This window comes from Dysgonomonas sp. 521, assembly GCF_010501055.1.
Classification (GTDB): domain Bacteria; phylum Bacteroidota; class Bacteroidia; order Bacteroidales; family Dysgonomonadaceae; genus Dysgonomonas.
The window spans coordinates 24,372-42,139 of record NZ_QVMO01000012.1 but is presented as its reverse complement, the minus strand read 5'-3'; the positions used below and the strand labels follow the sequence as shown (position 1 = coordinate 42,139).

Below are 17,768 nucleotides of genomic sequence, written 5' to 3'. Positions count from 1 at the left end.
ATTACTGGTTGGCATGAATTATTCGAAACAGAATTATAGATAAATATAATACGTTGATTGTTGATATAGAATAAATTTATACTACATAGTATTATGGTAAATGTCTGGTCTCCAATTCTTATACATAACTATAAATATAATAATAGAATGTATTTAACATACTTAATTATAAAAATTGTAACTTAGCATAGTTTTGAATTTAACTTTTCAGGCATTTGCTTGTTAATTATATAAAATCACAAACAATAATATATCATAATATGAAAATTGGATTTGTAGGATTAGGAAAGATGGGCGGCAAAATGGTTGAACGCCTTTTGAATCACGGACATGAAGTCGTAGTATATAACCTTACCCAGAAAGAGGTGGACGAGGCGGCAGCCAAAGGAGCTATCGCTGCATCAAGCTTGAGTGACTTAGTAAGTAAACTGGAAGGCCGCAAGCTGGTATGGCTGATGGTGCCTGCCGGCAAACCGGTGGAAGCAAACATCGCCGAACTGCTCACATTACTTAATCCGAACGATATAATTGTAGACGGAGGAAACAGCTACTGGCGCGAAACTGTAGAAAGAGGCAAGAAGGTAAAGGAAAAAGGAATCCATTATCTCGACTGCGGTACCAGCGGTGGCGTATGGGGACTTCAGAACGGTTACTGCCTGATGTATGGCGGCGACAAAGAAGCCTGTGACTTTGCTGAGCCAATCTTTAAAAGCCTTGCCCCTGAGAATGGATATATGCGTTGTGGCGAAAGCGGAGCCGGACATATGGTGAAAATGGTGCACAATGGTATCGAATATGGTATGATGCAGGCTTATGCCGAAGGTTTCGAGATAATGAAGAACTCGCCATATGGGGTAGACCTAGAGAAAGTATCGAAAGTATGGATGCAGGGTTCTGTAGTACGTTCATGGCTGCTCGAACTGATTGGCAACGCACTGGAAGGAAATGAAAACCTGGATGGAATAAAAGACTATGTAGCCGATAGCGGGGAAGGCCGCTGGACAGTGCAAACGGCTATGGACTTTGATGTGCCTGCCCATGTGATTACAGCTTCACTCTTTACACGCTTCGAATCGAGACAGGAGTCTTCTTATGCCATGAAACTGCTTGCTGCTATGCGTAACCAGTTTGGCGGACACGAGATCAAGAAAGACTGAGAAACTGTTTAAATTTTATTCGTTCAAATTTTTAGAGATGTTTTAGAGATGTTTTTTTACATACGCTTCGCTCCTGTGACCGTTGGTTGAGTTGAGAGAAAGGAAAAAACAGCCTAAAACAGCCTAAAAATGAACGAAGAAAAAGGTATAATAAAATTTTCGCTAAAATTTAAACAGGCTCATAATGAATGCTAATTTAAAACCTTCCCCTGGGGAGGATTGGAGGGGCAAATGAAATCAAAACCAACTCAAAACCAGGCTCTGATTATTTTCGGGGCCTCTGGTGATCTGACATACAGGAAACTGGTACCCGCTATCTTTGACCTGCATAAGCAAAATTCGCTACCAAAGAATTTTGCAGTGCTGGGAGTTGCGCGTACACAGTTTACAGATGATACCTTCCGTGATAAGATGAAGGACGGTATCAGGCAATTCGCCACAGCAAAAGATGCTTCGGATGAGGAACTAAATGCTTTTTCTCAGAAGCTGCATTATCTTGCAATAAATACGGATGATGGCGAAGAGTACTCCAAACTGAAAGACCGTTTGGAACAACTGGATAGAGAGGCAGGTACGGATGGTAATTATATTTTCTACCTGTCTACACCGCCCTCGCTTTATCCGCTCGTGCCTAAATTTCTGGCAGAACAGGGATTGAATAAGGAAGAGGGAAACTTCAGACGGATTATTATAGAAAAGCCTTTTGGTACCGACCTCAAGTCGGCGGTAGAATTAAATGCTTCACTGCAACAGGATTATGAAGAAGACCAGATATACCGTATCGACCACTATCTGGGTAAGGAAACGGTGCAGAATATGCTGGTAACCCGCTTTGCTAACGGTATTTACGAACCGCTCTGGAACAGGAATTATATCAGTCATGTGGAGATAACTGCTGCTGAAAATATAGGAGTGGAAAATCGTGGAGGCTACTATGACCACTCCGGTGCATTGCGCGATATGGTGCAGAACCATCTGTTGCAGGTAGTAGCTCTGGTGGCGATGGAGCCGCCGATGTCAATCGACTCGGTGTCTATCCGTAATGAGAAGCTGAAAGTATTCCAGGCATTGCGTCCTATGACAAACGATGATCTGTTTAAGAACGTTATTCGCGGACAATATATGGCTGCAAATATTAAAGGCAAGTATGCCAAAGGTTACCGTGAAGAAAAAGATGTAGACCCGGATTCCCGTACAGAAACTTATGTTGCTATGAAGCTCTTCATCGACAACTGGCGCTGGGGCGGCGTGCCGTTTTATGTGCGCACAGGAAAACGCCTGCCTACACGAGTATCAGAGGTGGTTATACATTTCAAGCCTGCTCCGCAGAAGCTATTCCCTGAGAGTGCAGACTTAAGTCAGGAGGAAAACCAGTTGGTTATACGCATACAACCTGATGAAGGCCTCCTGCTGAAAACGAAGATGAAAGTTCCGGGAAGCGGTTATCAGGTAAAAAATGTAAATATGGACTTCCATTATTCCCAGCTACAGGACACCTATCTGCCTGAGGCATACGAACGTTTGCTGCTCGATTGTATGATAGGCGATTCTACGCTATATATCCGAGGCGATGCACTGGAAGCTACATGGAAGTTTGTGCAGCCTTTGCTCGATTTCTGGGAAAAGAATCCTGATGCACCGCTACATGGCTATCCATCCGGATCGTGGGGGCCGAATTGCGCCGACGACCTTATCGAAGGCAAACACCTGACATGGCGGTACCCATGTAAAAACCTATCAGATGATGGCATATATTGTGAACTATGATAAAAGAAGAAATCAACATCTATCCGGATGCTACCGCCCTTAGTGAGGGCTTTACGGCATTCATTCAAAAGTTAATGGATGTATATCCGCGTGTTAACATCGCTTTGTCGGGTGGAACTACACCAAAGGTCGTGTTTGACTATTGGGCAGAAAACTGTAAAGATAAAATAGACTGGAACCGTTTATTCTTCTTCTGGGGCGACGAACGTTGCGTGCCACCCGAAAATGTGATGAATAACTATGGGATGACAAAAGACCATTTGTTCGACAAGGTTCCCGAAATTCCTAAGAATAACATCTACCGTATTCATGGAGAGAATGAACCGGAGGAAGAAGCCGACTGGTATAGCAAGATACTGGAAACTCGTGTCCTGCAACGCCGCAACCTTCCTTGCTTCGAAGTGATTATGCTGGGACTGGGCGATGATGGCCATACCGTTTCTATTTTTCCCGACCAGTTGTCTCTGTGGGATAGTAAAGAAATCTGCGTGATAGGCGAGCACCCCGAAAGTAAGATGAAACGTGTAAGCCTTAGCGGGCAGGTAGTCAACAATGCGCAATACACCGTGTTCCTTGCTACAGGAAAAGGTAAAGCCGAAAAGGTGAGAGACATTATCAAGAACAGAAATCAGTTTCAGGATAAGTATCCTGCCGCAAAGGTAGATCCGAAGAAAGGGTATCTGTATTGGTTCCTGGATGCGGATGCGGCAAGTTTGCTGTGAGTAAGGAAAGAGTATAATAAAAAAGGATGGCTGATGGTCATCCTTTTTTGCTTTTTAACCTCCAATATTTGGTCTGCAATATTTTTTCAGTACTTTCCAAGGCCTGGCAAAAAGAAACACGCTAATGATATAGAGATATGGATGCTTATAAAAATGTCTATTGAACCTTTTATCCATTTTGTACAATATCTCACGTTTTCTTTTCCCTGAATGAATCATTCCTTTTTTCAAAATCTTAGCAAGTATTGAAAAGAATAAGAAAACATCAGTTTGCATGGTTGGAATAAGCCATGAATGCATTATAGGAGCTTCATGCTCTATTTCCCCAATCGATCGTACATATAAGTTACGCCTTAAAGATACCTCAAAGCGGGTTTGCAAAGCCTCCCTTGTTCGAATAGTAGTAAGACTTCCATTTCTAGCTGTAACAATATATAAAATAGTATCTGAACATATTATTTTTTGAGCAAAAACTGCTACTTTTGTACTCCATAATATATCATTACTAAAAAGAACTTCTTCAAACTTTATATTTTCTTTCAGCAGAAAATCTCTTGACACCATTTTACTCCATGGTACAGGATATAGAGATGCGACATCCCTTTCTGTTATATCTCCAGAAAAATATGCATCTAGATAAATATTATAACCGAGTATTCTTTTTTTAGTGACAGGCTCTTTAGAACCAGGTCTAAAGATACAAATATCCATATCTTCATCCTTGTAACTATCTAAAATATCGAGCATGTTAGCAACAAAATAATCGTCCGCGTCGGCAAAAAGTACCCATTTGCCAATAGCTTTTTCCATTCCAATATTTCTGGCATATCCTGCTCCTTTATCTACCTCTTTTGAAAAGACCAATTCTACTGATGCATCATTTAATCCCGGGAACTTCTCAAAATCAACGATTGCTGGGTCGCTATTATCATCCACTACTATAATTTGGACATCCTTGCGACGAGGAATTGAATCTAAACAACGCTGAAGTAGCTGTGGTATATTTAGGTGGGGTATTATGATGCTATAGTTTATCATTATAATGTTTTATGATGTTTTATGATGTTTTATGATGTTTATGTACTGTAATGCGGTTCTTTTTATATATATCCGCTCTGTGTTATTCATACCTATAAATAATGCGCAAAATGTTATGCTGAACACTGCACTTATTACAACTAATATTGTATTTATAAAGGAATCGTCAGGTAGCAAATACTGTATGATTATAGGAGGCCAGATAGATATGAAACCTACAAGTAAAGATGGTCTTATAACTTGAACCAGATATTCCATAATAGAAAAACCTAGATCTCTTTTCATAATGAGCAACCGGGGGATAAATGCTATTATGTAAACGATAATCAATACATAAAAACAAGTTTCAGGAGAATAACCCATGCTAAATAATATATAACAAATAGGCAGCGAAAGTAAGGTAATAATAGCAACCCAACTCTGATAGTTGCGTATCTGTCCCATCGCCATTATCATTTTTGTAATAGGAGGTTCAAAAATTAATAAGACTAGAAAGAGTAAGGTGAGCCGGGTAAAACTGTTCCAGAGAGGAGAAGTTGTTCCTAACCACAATTTAATTAAAGATGGAGTTTCTAAAATAAGGGGCAATGACATAACCCACATCAAAAAAAAAGAAAATTTAGAACTTTTATATGCTAGCAATTTCATTTGTTCTTTTTCATTTGATGCATAAAGTTTTGTTATCTGAGGTGTGATAGCTGCGTAATAGTTTGCAATAAATGATTGGATTACTGAATTTATACGGTCTGAGATTGCTTTGGCCGCATTTGCTATCGGGCCGAAGAAAATATTAAGTAGAATATTTATACCTTGGGTGCGAAGCATTGCTGTTAAGCTGCCCAGAAAGTTCCAACCCGTAAAGGAAAACAACTCTTTAACTGTTGTTTTGTCCCAATAAAAAATAAACCGGCAGCCTTCCAATTTATGTATACAATATATACGAAACATAAAGAATATAAGCAGCTCCTGAAAAAATATAATTAGACCATATATTGAAAGTTTATCGAAAGGAATATACCAAAGCACAACTATAGCAAACAGGCGAAGTATTGATTCAAAAATACTCATCCATGCATAAACTCCCATTCGCTCATGAGAGTTGATAGCACAAATATATGGTATGGTAAAGATTCGTATTGCAAAAGTACAGATTGAATAGAAAAACACCCAGTTTGCAGCATCTAATCTGTTTGCGGGAATAGTCAATTGATAATTAAGCAACCACCATCCAACAGGTATTGCTATAACTGTAACACCTAATACTGCAATTGCATATACAATAAATGTTAAACTAAATAATTGATTGAACCTAATATGATCACCTTTTCCCAAAGCATAAGCCAGATAACGATTTGTGGCTGCATTCATCGAACTTGTAACAAATGAGAATAATGTAATCAGTCCGGCAACAAGGTTGAATATACCATAATCTTCTGTACCTAGCGCCTGTAGAAGCAAGCGAACAGTAAATAGGCCTACAACTATAGTTACTAACAGACGTATATATAACATCCCTGTATTACGGACAATACGTTGACGATCAATTTTCACAATTTCATGAATTAGCTTACATTAAGGTAATAAGTTGATTATCAATACACGTAATTTGGACTCAATAATATAATTTAGATTTCCTCCTTAATCGTTGCAAATATAACAATAAAGCCTTAACATATGAACTTATTGATGATTTTTTCAGAACTAATCACCACTCTCTATTCAAGGGGGAAGCAATTCTTATAAAAATGTGGGTTAATAATATTTAGATGTATCCTTTTACATTGTAGGCCCGGAAGGACTCGAACCTCCACATATCTTCCTAGAATCGATACCACTCTCTCCAATTTTCTGGTAGGAGAAAGCCGCTATGCCATTTGCGTACGGGCCTGTGGGCTAGATGTAAAAGGGCAACAAAATCTCCTATGTTGCCCCTTTGGGTTTAAGAATTATTTAGATAAACTTATGCTGAAGCTAGTCGATATTATGCATAAACCATTTCTGCCATTCCCCCAGAATTTCTATTTAAAGATTTAAAGTTTCATCATTTAAAAATTAATCTAGAAATCTTTAAATTCCAAATCTTTAAATCATTTTTGAGGGGGAAGGAGGAATCGAACCTCCATCTAATATTGGGTTGATTTACCTAAATTCTTAACATCAGGCTAAACTTTAGCTTATTGACTTCGACACTAATGCTTACTATCTAGGATTGGATAAACTTAATGCTGAGCCTCATGCTAAAGTCAAGTATTTTATTTTCCTGTATGCAGGTATTCAAAAAAGCCTTTCGCACTGAATTTCGATTCCACTATCTCTACGTTATTAGCTTCTTTCAGGGCAATAACAACTGCAGTCAGCAATTCGCTGCGGCGGCGCAGTATTTCGGCACGTTCGCGTTGCGATGTTTCTCCCGAGAAGTTCTGTATAGTGTAGTCTCCCAGCTCGATTGGTATTGTTTTCACAGCTACCTGCGGCTTATATGCATCTGCACTTTTCAGGTTGCTCAGGTTCGGGTCTTCGAGTATATAACTCACTTTTTCGGTCGATTTCTTTATACCGCTCTGCAAAGGAGTTTCATATATTTCGCGGTTTATGTACATTTCATTTTCCGATTTCGTCCAGATCTCGCTGTCGGAACGTACTGGCAGATTCGCATACATCTTCTCAAAATCGGCCGATTCCAAAAAACCTTTAAGGCGCAACAGTTCCAGTGAAGAAAGCTCCCCGAAGGATTTGTCACCTACTTTCAGTTCAGCTTTGGCTGTACCTGTGGCATTGGTAGCTTCTATGTTTAATATATCCTGAAGGTATTCTGTGTTATTTTCTACAAACCAGTCCAGTTTTTCCTTTACGGTGGTAACCACTATCTTGTTCTGGCGTTCCGAAGGTTCGTCTATCGTGTCGGGACGTGGAGCATAGGTTTTCTTTATGCCTTTGAAGCTGCCCTGCGAGTCTTTAAAGAATTTCAGGTAATCCTGTATTGCCGCCCTGAACCGGGTGGAGGTAGTATCTACTTTTGCCAGTAGTGTAGGCAACAGATTCTTTTTATCTTTCTTTTCCATATGTAATAGTTTTGAGTGGTTAAATACTCTGTTTTGTTTGTGAATCTAAACGGTTTCTAAAGCCGTAAGCTGCAAAGTTAGCTTTTTTGACGTGAGAAAAGTATCCTTTGGGATTATTTCTGTCCGGCAAAAGCTTTTAGCCTGTCCACATAATCCCTGTTATTAGACAGCCGCGGCACCTTATTCTGTCCACCCAACTTCCCGATTGATTTCAACCATTCGTTGAAAGTGCCTTTCGCCAGGCTTCTTACAATGGGCAGATTTAGCGAAAGGTTGTATGACCGTTTTGCCTCATAGTCCGAGTTTACCTTCTTCAATGCTTCATCCAGTGTCTGAACAAACTTTTCGAGGCTGTGGGGTTCTACGGCAAATTCTATCAGCCATTCGTGAGCGCCATTATTATTATCGCCGAAGTAGACCGGGGCAGCCGTATACTCCGTTATTTGCGCACTTGTAGCCTTACAAGCTTCCGACAAGGCTCTTTCGGCGTTGTCTATGATGATTTCCTCGCCAAAGGCATTGATGAAGTTCTTGGTACGTCCTGTGATATGGAACAGGTAGGGATTTGTGGAGGTGAACTCTATGGTATCGCCTATCATATACCGCCACAGGCCTCCGTTGGTAGAGATTATGATGGCGTAGTTTTGTCCGGTTTCCACTTCATCCAGCGTCAGAGTCTTAGGACTCTCTTTATCCCATTCGCTCATGGGCACAAATTCGTAGTAGATGCAGCTATCCAGCATCAGCAGCATTTCTTTTGAGCCTTCTTCAAACTGTACGCCAAAGAAACCTTCCGATGCGTTATAGGTTTCCCAATACCACATATCCGGCTTTTGTATCAGCTTCTTATACTGTTCCTCGAAAGGGGTGAAGCTGACCCCGCCGTGGAAGAATACTTCCAGGTTAGGCCATATATCGGTCAGCTCGCGTCCGGTATCAGCTTTTATCTTCTTCAGCAGGACAAGCAGCCATGATGGTACACCCATAAATGCGCGGACATCATTCCTGATGGCATAATCAGTCAGTGCCTGCAACTTTGTTTCCCAGTCGGGCAGGAGAGATATACTTTCGGGTGTACGGCTGAACTTTGCCCAGAAATACAGGTTCTTGATAAGGATGGCGGAGATATCTCCCGTGAAGATACCATCGCCTATATTATTTATCTGCTTGCTGCCGCCAAGAACCAGTGTCTTACCAAAGAAGAATCGGGCATCCTTGTTTGCCCTGCCATAAATGGCAAGCATCTGTTCTCCGCATTTGTAATGTCCTTTGGTGAGCGATTCCTGAGTGACCGGTATATACTTACTCTTGTCTTCGGTAGTACCCGACGACATGGCAAACCATTTCACAGGCTTGTTCCAGAGTACGTTTTGTTGCTTGTCTACCAGTATTTTATCCAGATAAGGGCGCAAATCCTCATAATGAAAAATGGGAACTTGTTTCCTGAAATCGTCTTTGTTCCTTATGCCTGAAAAGTTGAATTGTTGTCCGAAAAGTGTTTGCTCACCATTCCTGAGCAGATAGTCGAGTATCTTCTCTTGTGTTTTTATGGGGTGGTTTATAAACCTGTCCACCTCTCTGTACTGGTAGTCCAGATACTTATGAGCGATTCGGGTAATCATCCGATTTTACTTATTTTCCGGAGCTTTTCTTCATCTATGATTTTTATTTTTCGCCCGTCCAGTGTGATAATGTGCTCATCAACAAAGGTTGATAGCGTACGGATGGCGTTCGAGGTCGTCATATTTGACAGGTTCGCAAGATCTTCGCGCGAGAGGTAGATACTGATGGTAGCCCCATCTTCTTCCAGCCCGTAGTTCTCGATAAGGAAGATCAATGATTCGGCCAGTCGTCCGCGGATATGTTTTTGGGTCAGGTTTACAACTCTTTCGTCGGCAATACCCAAATCTGTAGACAGTTCGCGTATGAAGAATAATCCGAGTCCGGAATTGGAGGAAACGATTTCGTTGATAAGATTCATTGGGATGAAACAAATGGTAGAAGGCTCAAAGGCTGATGCCGCCGTCACATAAGGTTGGTTTGCAAAAAAAGCACGGTAACCGAAGTATTGTGTCGGCCGTATCATGCGTATAATCTGACTTCGCCCCCCTACACCGTCTTTATATATTTTTACCTTACCTTTACACAGGCACATCAATTCCATCGGAATTTCCCCTTCCCTGTATATTACTTCATTTTTTTTGAAGTCCATAATCCTTGCATTTGTTGCAATCAGGGATTGTTCTTTGTCTGTTAACAGATTCCATATTTCAGGAATACTTTCCGACAAACTAATAACATTACTACTCTCTGCCACCATACAAACTGATAATGTAAAATATCTATTAGCAAAGTTAAAAAAAAATTATTATAAAACATGTTGCAAAACATATTTTTAACGCATTCCTTCCTTTTTACGAAGAAAAAGTTTCGGATGCTTTCTTATTTTGGGTCAGCCTGCCGAAAAAAGCTTTGTTTTCTTGAGTAACTGTTTAAATTTTATTCGTTCCAATTTTTAGAGATGTTTTAGAGATGCTTATTTACATACGCTTCGCTCCTGTGACCGTTGGTTCTTCCTCGAAACGATAATAACGGGCAAGTAATCCGTATCAGGCACAATGTTGCGCGCCGGTTTAGGCAAGCAGCCTCATTTACGACAAGGGTTACCAATTTTGTACACTACATGGATGGGGTACTGTTCGGATAATCATCTTTTTTCATTACTTTTGCAACTCAATGTAGAGTGATTATAAACTATCATCGAAGAATAACGTTTATAACAGATACAAAAAACAGATTTATGAGTAATTTATTAGAATTGGAGGGTAAAATAGTAAACATGCTGAAAACGGTTTACGACCCTGAAATACCTGTCAATATATACGATCTGGGCCTTATTTACGAAGTGGAGATCGATGATGATAAAAATGCGACAATCACAATGACCCTGACCGCGCCTAATTGTCCGGCAGCCGACTTTATACTCGAAGATGTGAGGTATAAAATCGAGTCGGTACCGGGGGTAAACAATGTGATTGTAAACCTTACATTCGAGCCTCAGTGGAACAAGGATATGCTAAGCGAGGAAGCGAAGCTTGAATTAGGATTCTTATAAAAGGCAGAGGGTGGGGAAGAAGGTTTATTTTTTATCCGATGTACATTTAGGCTCTGCTTACCATAAGAAAACGATGGTAAAGCAGCAGATGATGACATTGCCGTCAGTAAAGATTAAAGACAGTTATTTCCCGCAGCATGAAGTGGAAAGGAAGCTGTGCCGCTGGCTCGACATGGTAAAAGAAGACGCGCAGACTATCTTCCTGTTGGGAGATATCTTCGACTATTGGTTCGAATACAGGAATGTCGTTCCGCGTGGTTTTGTACGTTTTCTGGGGAAAGTAGCCGAGCTGACGGATATGGGTATCGAAGTGCATTTCTTCATCGGGAACCATGATATATGGGTAACGGATTACCTGCAAAAGGAATGTGGTATGATCGTACATACACAGCCGTTGGTCAGGGAGATTTATGGCAAGAAATTCTTTTTGGCACATGGCGATGGGCTGGGTGACGATTCTTTGTCGTTCAAGGTGCTGCGCGCTGTCTTTCATAACAAGATATGCCGGGTGGCCTATGCCGCTATCCATCCCCGCTGGACGGTAGGCTTCGCGCAATGGTGGTCGAACCATAACCGCGAGAATGACGAGATGCCGGACTACTTTGGAGAAGACAAGGAGCATCTGGTACTATATGCTAAAAAACACTTGGGGCTGGCTCCTAACATCAATTTCTTTGTTTTCGGGCATCGTCATATAATGCTCGACCTGATGCTGTCGGCATCGAGCCGTATTGTTATTCTGGGAGATTGGATAAAGTTCTTTTCTTATGGAGTATATGATGGCGACAATTTTTCATTGGAAGTCTTCGAAGATTGAGAAACTGTTTAAATTTTATAGCAAAATTTAAACAGACTCTAAATCAAAAACTGATATCCAGAATACTGCTTTCAGTACCTAATAATATGACTCCGGTCTCATATCTTATGGAACTGCTCGATCTGAGCCGGGAGTCGGCTTATCGCCGGATTAGAGGCTCAAATCTCTGAAAAATATTCGGCTCTGATTACTCAATCGAACGAGATGCTTCAGGTTTCATTCTTCAATGCGCAGCATGAGTATATCAAGAATATGGATAAAGTAATGTATTGACCAATGCATCTTTACTTTATATCAGCCATTTAAAAAATCGATAACCATTTGTGGCATAAATTTTGTTATATATACAAGTAAAGTTACTTAATAATCTGTATTTTTACAGCCCTTTTCATTAAGGGATTATAATTCAATAAAAACAAGGTATTTAAATATGTTTAATAAAAAGAAAGATTTACTCGGACTCGAAGATAATAGCGAACCTGTTATTTCAATCATATCCAATGACTTCGATGACGGGGATTGCTATATAAACGAAAAAGACCTTAAGGAGGAATTAGCCATTCTGCCGCTTCGCAATACGGTAATTTTTCCGGGAACGAGTATGCCTATATCTATCGCCCGGAGAAAATCACTGAAGCTGGTAAAGAGTGTAAGCCGCCTGAGGGGTAAATATGTCGGGCTCGTCTGCCAAAAAGACGCAGAAAATGAAGACCCTGAATTAAGCGACCTGTATTCGATGGGTGTCATTGGCGAGATTATACGGGTTATTGAGTTGCCCGACGACGAAAATATAACTGTCATCTTTCAGGGAAAGAAACGTTTCCGCCTGACAGAATTGACACAAACCGAGCCATTCCTGAAAGGGCGTTACGAAATAAAGGAAGGTGTTCCTGTCCTTAAAAACGATACGGAATACAAGGCCTTGCTGGATTCGATCCGCGACATGATGATTCAGATGTTGCGTATGTATGGCGAACCACCGAAAGAGTTTATACAACGTTTGAAGTCAGATGTCGTATCTTCGGTGCTGGTTAACTATTGCTGTGCAAACCTGCCTGTTTCGGGCTCTGAAAAACAGGCGCTTCTCGAAGTGGACGACGACAAGGAGCGTGCTTATCGCTTACTTGTTATCCTGAACCGCGAAACGCAGATGATGGAGATGAAGCTCAATATACAGATGAAAACCCGTGAAGAGCTGAACCAGCAACAAAAAGAATACTTCCTTCAGCAGCAGATAAAAACCATTCAGGACGAACTTGGCGGAAACCCGCAACAAGCCGACCTGGAGGATTTCAAGCTAAAGGCAGCCAGGAAGAAATGGAGTAAGGATGTGGCGGCTATCTTCGAAAAGGAGATGAGCAAGCTGGAACGCCTGCACCCCCAGTCTCCCGACTACTCTACGCAGTACACCTATATCGAAACAATGCTCGACTTGCCTTGGGGCGAATACACCAAAGATAATTTCAACCTGAAAAATGCGCAAAAAGTATTGGATCAGGATCACTTCGGGCTGGAAAAGGTAAAAGAGCGTATTATCGAGCATCTGGCCGTATTGAAACTCAAAGGCGATCTCAAATCGCCCATTATCTGCCTGTATGGCCCTCCGGGAGTAGGTAAAACATCTTTGGGGAAATCCGTAGCGAAGGCTCTGAACAGGAAATATGTACGTGTTTCTCTGGGTGGATTGCACGACGAATCGGAGATACGCGGACACCGCCGTACCTATATTGGCGCCATGCCCGGACGTATTGTTCAGAATATATTGAAAGCAGGTTCGTCAAATCCCGTATTCGTACTGGATGAGATAGATAAGATAGGGAACGACTTCAAAGGAGATCCTTCTTCCGCCTTGCTGGAAGTATTAGATCCTGAACAAAATTCGACTTTCCACGACAATTACCTGAATATCGATTACGACTTGTCGAAAGTGATGTTCCTTGCTACGGCAAACAACCTCTCTACAATCTCCCAGCCATTGCTGGATCGTATGGAGCTGATAGATGTGAGCGGATACATCATCGAAGAAAAGATAGAGATAGCCCGCCGCCACCTGATACCAAAACAACTGGAGAATCATGGACTGGCGAAGAATGCCATCGAGATACCTAAAAAGACGATAGAGAAAATAGTAGAAAGCTATACCCGTGAATCCGGCGTGCGCGAACTGGATAAGAAGATAGCCAAAATAATGCGTAAAGTAGCACGTAAGGTAGCTTCCGAAGAAGAATACAAAAAAGTAATAGATCCGGAAGACTTGCACGAATACCTCGGCGCTGTGGAATATACCAAAGACCAGTACCAGGGCAATGATTACGCGGGTGTGGTTACGGGACTGGCATGGACTTCGGTTGGCGGCGAAATCCTATTCATCGAAACATCCCTGAGCAAAGGAAAGGGAAGCAAGCTGACCCTGACCGGAAATCTGGGAGAAGTGATGAAAGAGTCGGCCGTACTTGCATTAGAGTACCTTCACTCGCATGGGCAGCAGCTGCTTGGCATAGACGAAAAAATCTTTGAAAACTGGAATGTGCATGTACACGTACCGGAGGGAGCCATACCGAAAGACGGGCCGTCTGCCGGTATAACCATGGTGACCTCGCTGGCCTCGGCATTTACCCAGCGCAAAGTAAGGTCAAACCTGGCTATGACCGGAGAAATAACCCTGCGTGGCAAAGTGTTGCCTGTGGGAGGTATCCGTGAGAAGATACTTGCTGCCAAGCGTGCCGGAATAAAGGAGTTGATTTTATGTAAAGAGAATAAGAAAGATATAGAAGAAATAAAGCCCCTTTACCTGAAAGGCCTTACTTTCCACTATGTGGACGATATCAAACAGGTATTGGACATAGCCCTGCTGAAAGAAAAAGTAAAAGACCCTTTAGACCTCAGTGTTAAAGAAGAAAAAGAGAAAGCGAACTAAGTAACTGCTTTTGCCCTGCGGAATAAATTTTAAACAGGCTCTAATTCAATTCATAGATAACCAAGTGCAAATCATGGCGATTTGCACTTTTTTATTTTAATTTGTATTTTTGCAGCAAAACAAACTCTACTAAATAATGCCAATATGAAACCGATAAGAAGCCTTATTTTATTACTGGTCACAATTCTTGCCTGTAGCATCACATCTGCTCAAACAGTAGAAACCGTTAAAGCTAAAATACTGGAAAATACAGCATTTGACGGAGAGTCTCCCGATTATAATAAATATGTACAGTTGATAGACAATCTGAACGAAGGGAATAAGAACCTTGAAAGCCTGAATAAGGAAGAGATAAGGCTAATGAAAAAGTACGACCCTTATTATCCCGAGGGATATAACGACATGGAAGCAGCCTGGAGCGTAATAGGCCCCGGATGCAGTTGGTACTGCGGCGCGCACTACGACACGAAGGTATCTTCCTCTTTAGCCTCACAGGGCGGCAATGTCTACACCGCGGAGTCGATAGGCGACGATGATGTGCGCACGGCATGGGTAGAAGGTGTAAAGGGATATGGCATAGGCGAATATGTAGAATTCACATTCGACTATAATGCGCCCCGCGCGACAAGTGTTACCATATCGAACGGGTATAATAAAAACGCGGCTACATGGAAAAACAATTCGCGGGTAAAAACGCTGAATGTGTATGAAAACGATAAGCTGCTGATGGTAGTCAGCCTGGCCGATACCCGCGACCTACAACAGTTTGATTTACCCCACCCTATACCAAACCGCAAAGGAGCGGGCGGCGTATCCCAATACGATGACAATATGCCTCCTGTACGCCTCAAGATGATGATAAGCGAGGTGTATAAAGGCGATAAGTATGACGATACGGCTATCAGTGAAATCACATTCGATGGCATGGATGTACATTGCCTGGCGGAAGGTACGAAGATAATGATGGACGACATGAAGGAGCTGGCCATAGAGAAGATAAAGGTAGGCCAGAAAGTACTGGTGTGGAATCCTGTGAAAAAAAGAGATGAATTGCAGAGGGTTGTAAAGATCCATTCGGCACAACATTCGGCATCGGAGATGATCACGATACACTACGAACTGAATAAGAAGCTTACACTGACCCTGACAGCCGACCATCCGGTCTACAGCATTACCGGGTGGGTTTCGGCCAATCCGTCTGCAACAGCAAACTACAAGAGATATGCCGGAGTAAAAATAGACGAGCTGGATACCAGCACTATATTATACAGGTTTTCGAAAGTAGATAGGAAACTACGGAAGAAAAAGATAGATTCGATAGAATATTTCGACAGCACGGACAATCGTACTTTTAACACCTACACTCTGGAACTGGATGGTAACGGCATATTCTTTGCCAACGGATTTGCTGTAGGACAGGAGTGAGGACACCCCCTCCCAGCCTTACCCTCCCTTTTGGGGAGGGTAAGGCTGGGGTGTTTTATTCATAACTCTTAATCCATAATTCTTTACTTTTTCTTACATTTGCATCACTTATGGCAAATAATCAAAGTCTTGGTGAGAATTTCTCTGTGATCAACAGGTATGCAATGCATTACGGCCTGTTGCTGGGTGCATTCTGGGTAGTAAGGTATCTCTTCCTTATTGTGGCAGGTATCGGTATTTCAGACAGGTTTGCGTTTTTATTCTATCTGCTCAATATCGTTACGTTGCTGATTGTCTATATGTTCTACTACAAGTTTAAGACGTCAGACCCTGATAATCCCAAAGGGGCGTGGGAATGCATTATATTTACCGTTATGACATGCTTTTATGCGTCATTCCTGGAGGGTGCCATGATGTTCGCCCATTATCAGTTTATCGATCCCGCGTATTTCAACCGTATGATAGAGCCACTGATGAAAAGTATAGAAGTCATGCCCAGAATAGGCACTGAGACTAACTTTGAACAGGCAAAAGAGATCGTTACTGTTCTGTATTCTAATAAACTCTTTTATATTGCGATCGAATTTGTAAAAAATATACTCTTAGGATTTTTCCTCAGTTTTGTTTTAAACTTTGTAGTGAAAATAAATAAGGGTAAGTTATAATATTGGTAATGTTTTTTTAATTCTATCCGTTACTTGATGTACCTATGAATATATCTGTTGTAATACCTTTGTATAATGAGGAAGAATCGCTTGGCGAGCTATATGCCTGGATAAAGAGGGTGATGGACGAAAACGGTTTTTCTTACGAAATCATCTTTGTAGATGATGGCAGTAAAGACCATTCATGGGATATAATCTGTGAGCTGAAAAAATCCGATGAAAACGTAAAAGCGATCCGTTTCCGCCGCAATTACGGCAAATCTCCTGCGTTACACTGCGCATTTAAAAGGGCTATAGGCGATGTCGTTATCACTATGGATGCCGACTTGCAGGATAGTCCGGACGAAATACCCGAACTGTACAGGATGATAAAGGAAGACGGCTACGACCTGGTATCGGGATGGAAGAAAAAGCGTTACGACCCCATATCGAAAACCATACCTACCAAGCTGTTCAACGCTACTGCACGGAAAGTATCGGGCGTAAAGCTGCACGACTTCAACTGCGGGCTGAAATCGTACCGCAAAGATGTAGTAAAGAGCATTGAGATATACAACGATATGCACCGTTATATCCCTTATCTGGCAAAGATTGCAGGATTTACAAAAATAACGGAGAAAGAAGTACATCATCAGGCACGCAAGTATGGCAAAAGCAAATTTGCGGGGCTAAGCCGTTTTGTGAATGGCTATCTTGACCTGCTCACTCTCTGGTTCTTATCCGTATTCGGACGCAAGCCGATGCACTTCTTCGGCCTGTGGGGTACGGTCATGTTCTTTTTCGGGTTTATAGCTGCCATTATAGTGGGAGCCAGTAAGTTATACGCGATGAGCAACGGTATAGCCCATCCGCTTGTTACCAGCTCTCCATACTTCTATATTGCCCTGACGATGATGATACTGGGCACACAGCTTTTTCTTGCGGGATTCCTCGGAGAAATTGTTTCCCGCAGTTCGAGCGACAGGAATAACTATAAGATAGAAGAGGAACTGTAAAAACGGCACCCCCTCCCGACCTCCCCCCGAAAAGGGAGGAGTGCAGAGAGGGTATTTTATGAAGGATTAATAGACGGCCTTGCCCTTT

At 41.8% G+C, this 17,768-nt stretch carries 14 protein-coding genes and 1 tRNA gene; 9 read left to right on the top strand and 6 right to left on the bottom strand.

All coding sequences use genetic code 11. The features are described 5' to 3' along the window. Positions 1-260: 260 nt before the first annotated feature. From gnd to pgl, 3 genes are all read left to right on the top strand, one after another. Positions 261-1,157 (top strand): phosphogluconate dehydrogenase (NAD(+)-dependent, decarboxylating), encoded by an 897-nt coding sequence (gene gnd, locus D0T84_RS05765; protein WP_163306905.1) that lies wholly within the window; start codon positions 261-263, stop codon positions 1,155-1,157. A 231-nt stretch (positions 1,158-1,388) separates the two neighbouring features. Beyond that, positions 1,389-2,924 (top strand): glucose-6-phosphate dehydrogenase, encoded by a 1,536-nt coding sequence (gene zwf / locus D0T84_RS05760; protein WP_185155695.1) that lies wholly within the window; start codon positions 1,389-1,391, stop codon positions 2,922-2,924. Beyond that, positions 2,921-3,646 (top strand): 6-phosphogluconolactonase, encoded by a 726-nt coding sequence (gene pgl / locus D0T84_RS05755; RefSeq protein WP_163306901.1) that lies wholly within the window; start codon positions 2,921-2,923, stop codon positions 3,644-3,646. The genes zwf and pgl overlap by 4 nt, the downstream gene beginning before the upstream one ends. 54 nt (positions 3,647-3,700) lie before the next feature. Here the strand turns inward: pgl and D0T84_RS05750 are convergent, their stop codons facing one another. The 6 genes from D0T84_RS05750 to D0T84_RS05725 all read right to left on the bottom strand — a co-directional run bounded on the left by D0T84_RS05750 (position 3,701) and on the right by D0T84_RS05725 (position 10,066). Next, positions 3,701-4,684, bottom strand: a complete 984-nt coding sequence (locus D0T84_RS05750) for a glycosyltransferase family 2 protein (protein ID WP_163306899.1) — start codon at positions 4,682-4,684, stop codon at positions 3,701-3,703. Positions 4,685-4,693: 9 nt separating this feature from the next. Next, positions 4,694-6,235: a hypothetical protein gene (locus tag D0T84_RS05745; RefSeq protein WP_163306897.1), complete on the bottom strand. Its 1,542-nt coding sequence runs from the start codon at positions 6,233-6,235 to the stop codon at positions 4,694-4,696. A 233-nt stretch (positions 6,236-6,468) separates the two neighbouring features. Further along, positions 6,469-6,572, bottom strand: a tRNA-OTHER gene (locus D0T84_RS05740). 364 nt (positions 6,573-6,936) lie between these two features. After that, positions 6,937-7,746: a hypothetical protein gene (locus D0T84_RS05735; RefSeq protein ID WP_163306895.1), complete on the bottom strand. Its 810-nt coding sequence runs from the start codon at positions 7,744-7,746 to the stop codon at positions 6,937-6,939. A gap of 113 nt (positions 7,747-7,859) precedes the next feature. Next, a complete protein-coding gene (locus D0T84_RS05730) occupies positions 7,860-9,368 on the bottom strand; it encodes a GH3 auxin-responsive promoter family protein (RefSeq protein WP_163306893.1) in 1,509 nt (502 codons plus the stop codon). Beyond that, on the bottom strand, positions 9,365-10,066 hold the full coding sequence (locus tag D0T84_RS05725; RefSeq protein ID WP_163306891.1) for a Crp/Fnr family transcriptional regulator: 702 nt from the start codon (positions 10,064-10,066) through the stop codon (positions 9,365-9,367). The genes D0T84_RS05730 and D0T84_RS05725 overlap by 4 nt, the downstream gene beginning before the upstream one ends. A gap of 480 nt (positions 10,067-10,546) precedes the next feature. Between D0T84_RS05725 and D0T84_RS05720 the strand changes: the two genes are divergently transcribed. The 6 genes from D0T84_RS05720 (at position 10,547) to D0T84_RS05695 (ending at position 17,680) form a co-directional block, all read left to right on the top strand. After that, positions 10,547-10,861, top strand: coding sequence for a metal-sulfur cluster assembly factor (locus D0T84_RS05720; protein ID WP_163306889.1), 315 nt, complete (start codon positions 10,547-10,549; stop codon positions 10,859-10,861). Between the two features lie 73 nt (positions 10,862-10,934). Beyond that, positions 10,935-11,678 (top strand): UDP-2,3-diacylglucosamine diphosphatase, encoded by a 744-nt coding sequence (locus D0T84_RS05715; RefSeq protein WP_370525445.1) that lies wholly within the window; start codon positions 10,935-10,937, stop codon positions 11,676-11,678. Positions 11,679-12,108: 430 nt separating this feature from the next. Further along, the gene (lon, locus tag D0T84_RS05710) at positions 12,109-14,595 is read left to right on the top strand and encodes an endopeptidase La (protein WP_163306885.1); all 2,487 of its coding nucleotides are present in this window, start codon (positions 12,109-12,111) and stop codon (positions 14,593-14,595) included. 144 nt (positions 14,596-14,739) lie between these two features. Further along, positions 14,740-16,020, top strand: coding sequence for a hypothetical protein (locus tag D0T84_RS05705; RefSeq protein ID WP_163306884.1), 1,281 nt, complete (start codon positions 14,740-14,742; stop codon positions 16,018-16,020). A 110-nt stretch (positions 16,021-16,130) separates the two neighbouring features. Beyond that, entirely contained in the window at positions 16,131-16,685 is a 555-nt protein-coding gene (locus D0T84_RS05700) for a DUF4199 domain-containing protein (protein WP_163306883.1), read from the top strand. A 44-nt stretch (positions 16,686-16,729) separates the two neighbouring features. Beyond that, positions 16,730-17,680 carry a glycosyltransferase family 2 protein gene (locus D0T84_RS05695; protein ID WP_163306882.1) on the top strand — a complete coding sequence of 317 codons (951 nt, stop codon included), beginning with the start codon at positions 16,730-16,732 and terminating at the stop codon, positions 17,678-17,680. Positions 17,681-17,768 lie beyond the last annotated feature (88 nt).

Excerpts from the sequence above, each read along its gene's own strand:
- lon (WP_163306885.1), top strand. The coding sequence starts at position 12,109 with ATGTTTAATAAAAAGAAAGATTTACTCGGACTCGAAGATAATAGCGAA.
- D0T84_RS05700 (WP_163306883.1), top strand. The coding sequence starts at position 16,131 with ATGGCAAATAATCAAAGTCTTGGTGAGAATTTCTCTGTGATCAACAGG.
- gnd (WP_163306905.1), top strand. The coding sequence starts at position 261 with ATGAAAATTGGATTTGTAGGATTAGGAAAGATGGGCGGCAAAATGGTT.
- zwf (WP_185155695.1), top strand. The coding sequence starts at position 1,389 with ATGAAATCAAAACCAACTCAAAACCAGGCTCTGATTATTTTCGGGGCC.
- D0T84_RS05695 (WP_163306882.1), top strand. The coding sequence starts at position 16,730 with ATGAATATATCTGTTGTAATACCTTTGTATAATGAGGAAGAATCGCTT.
- D0T84_RS05750 (WP_163306899.1), bottom strand. The coding sequence starts at position 4,684 with ATGATAAACTATAGCATCATAATACCCCACCTAAATATACCACAGCTA.
- D0T84_RS05725 (WP_163306891.1), bottom strand. The coding sequence starts at position 10,066 with ATGGTGGCAGAGAGTAGTAATGTTATTAGTTTGTCGGAAAGTATTCCT.
- D0T84_RS05705 (WP_163306884.1), top strand. The coding sequence starts at position 14,740 with ATGAAACCGATAAGAAGCCTTATTTTATTACTGGTCACAATTCTTGCC.
- D0T84_RS05720 (WP_163306889.1), top strand. The coding sequence starts at position 10,547 with ATGAGTAATTTATTAGAATTGGAGGGTAAAATAGTAAACATGCTGAAA.
- D0T84_RS05730 (WP_163306893.1), bottom strand. The coding sequence starts at position 9,368 with ATGATTACCCGAATCGCTCATAAGTATCTGGACTACCAGTACAGAGAG.
- pgl (WP_163306901.1), top strand. The coding sequence starts at position 2,921 with ATGATAAAAGAAGAAATCAACATCTATCCGGATGCTACCGCCCTTAGT.
- D0T84_RS05735 (WP_163306895.1), bottom strand. The coding sequence starts at position 7,746 with ATGGAAAAGAAAGATAAAAAGAATCTGTTGCCTACACTACTGGCAAAA.
- D0T84_RS05715 (WP_370525445.1), top strand. The coding sequence starts at position 10,935 with ATGGTAAAGCAGCAGATGATGACATTGCCGTCAGTAAAGATTAAAGAC.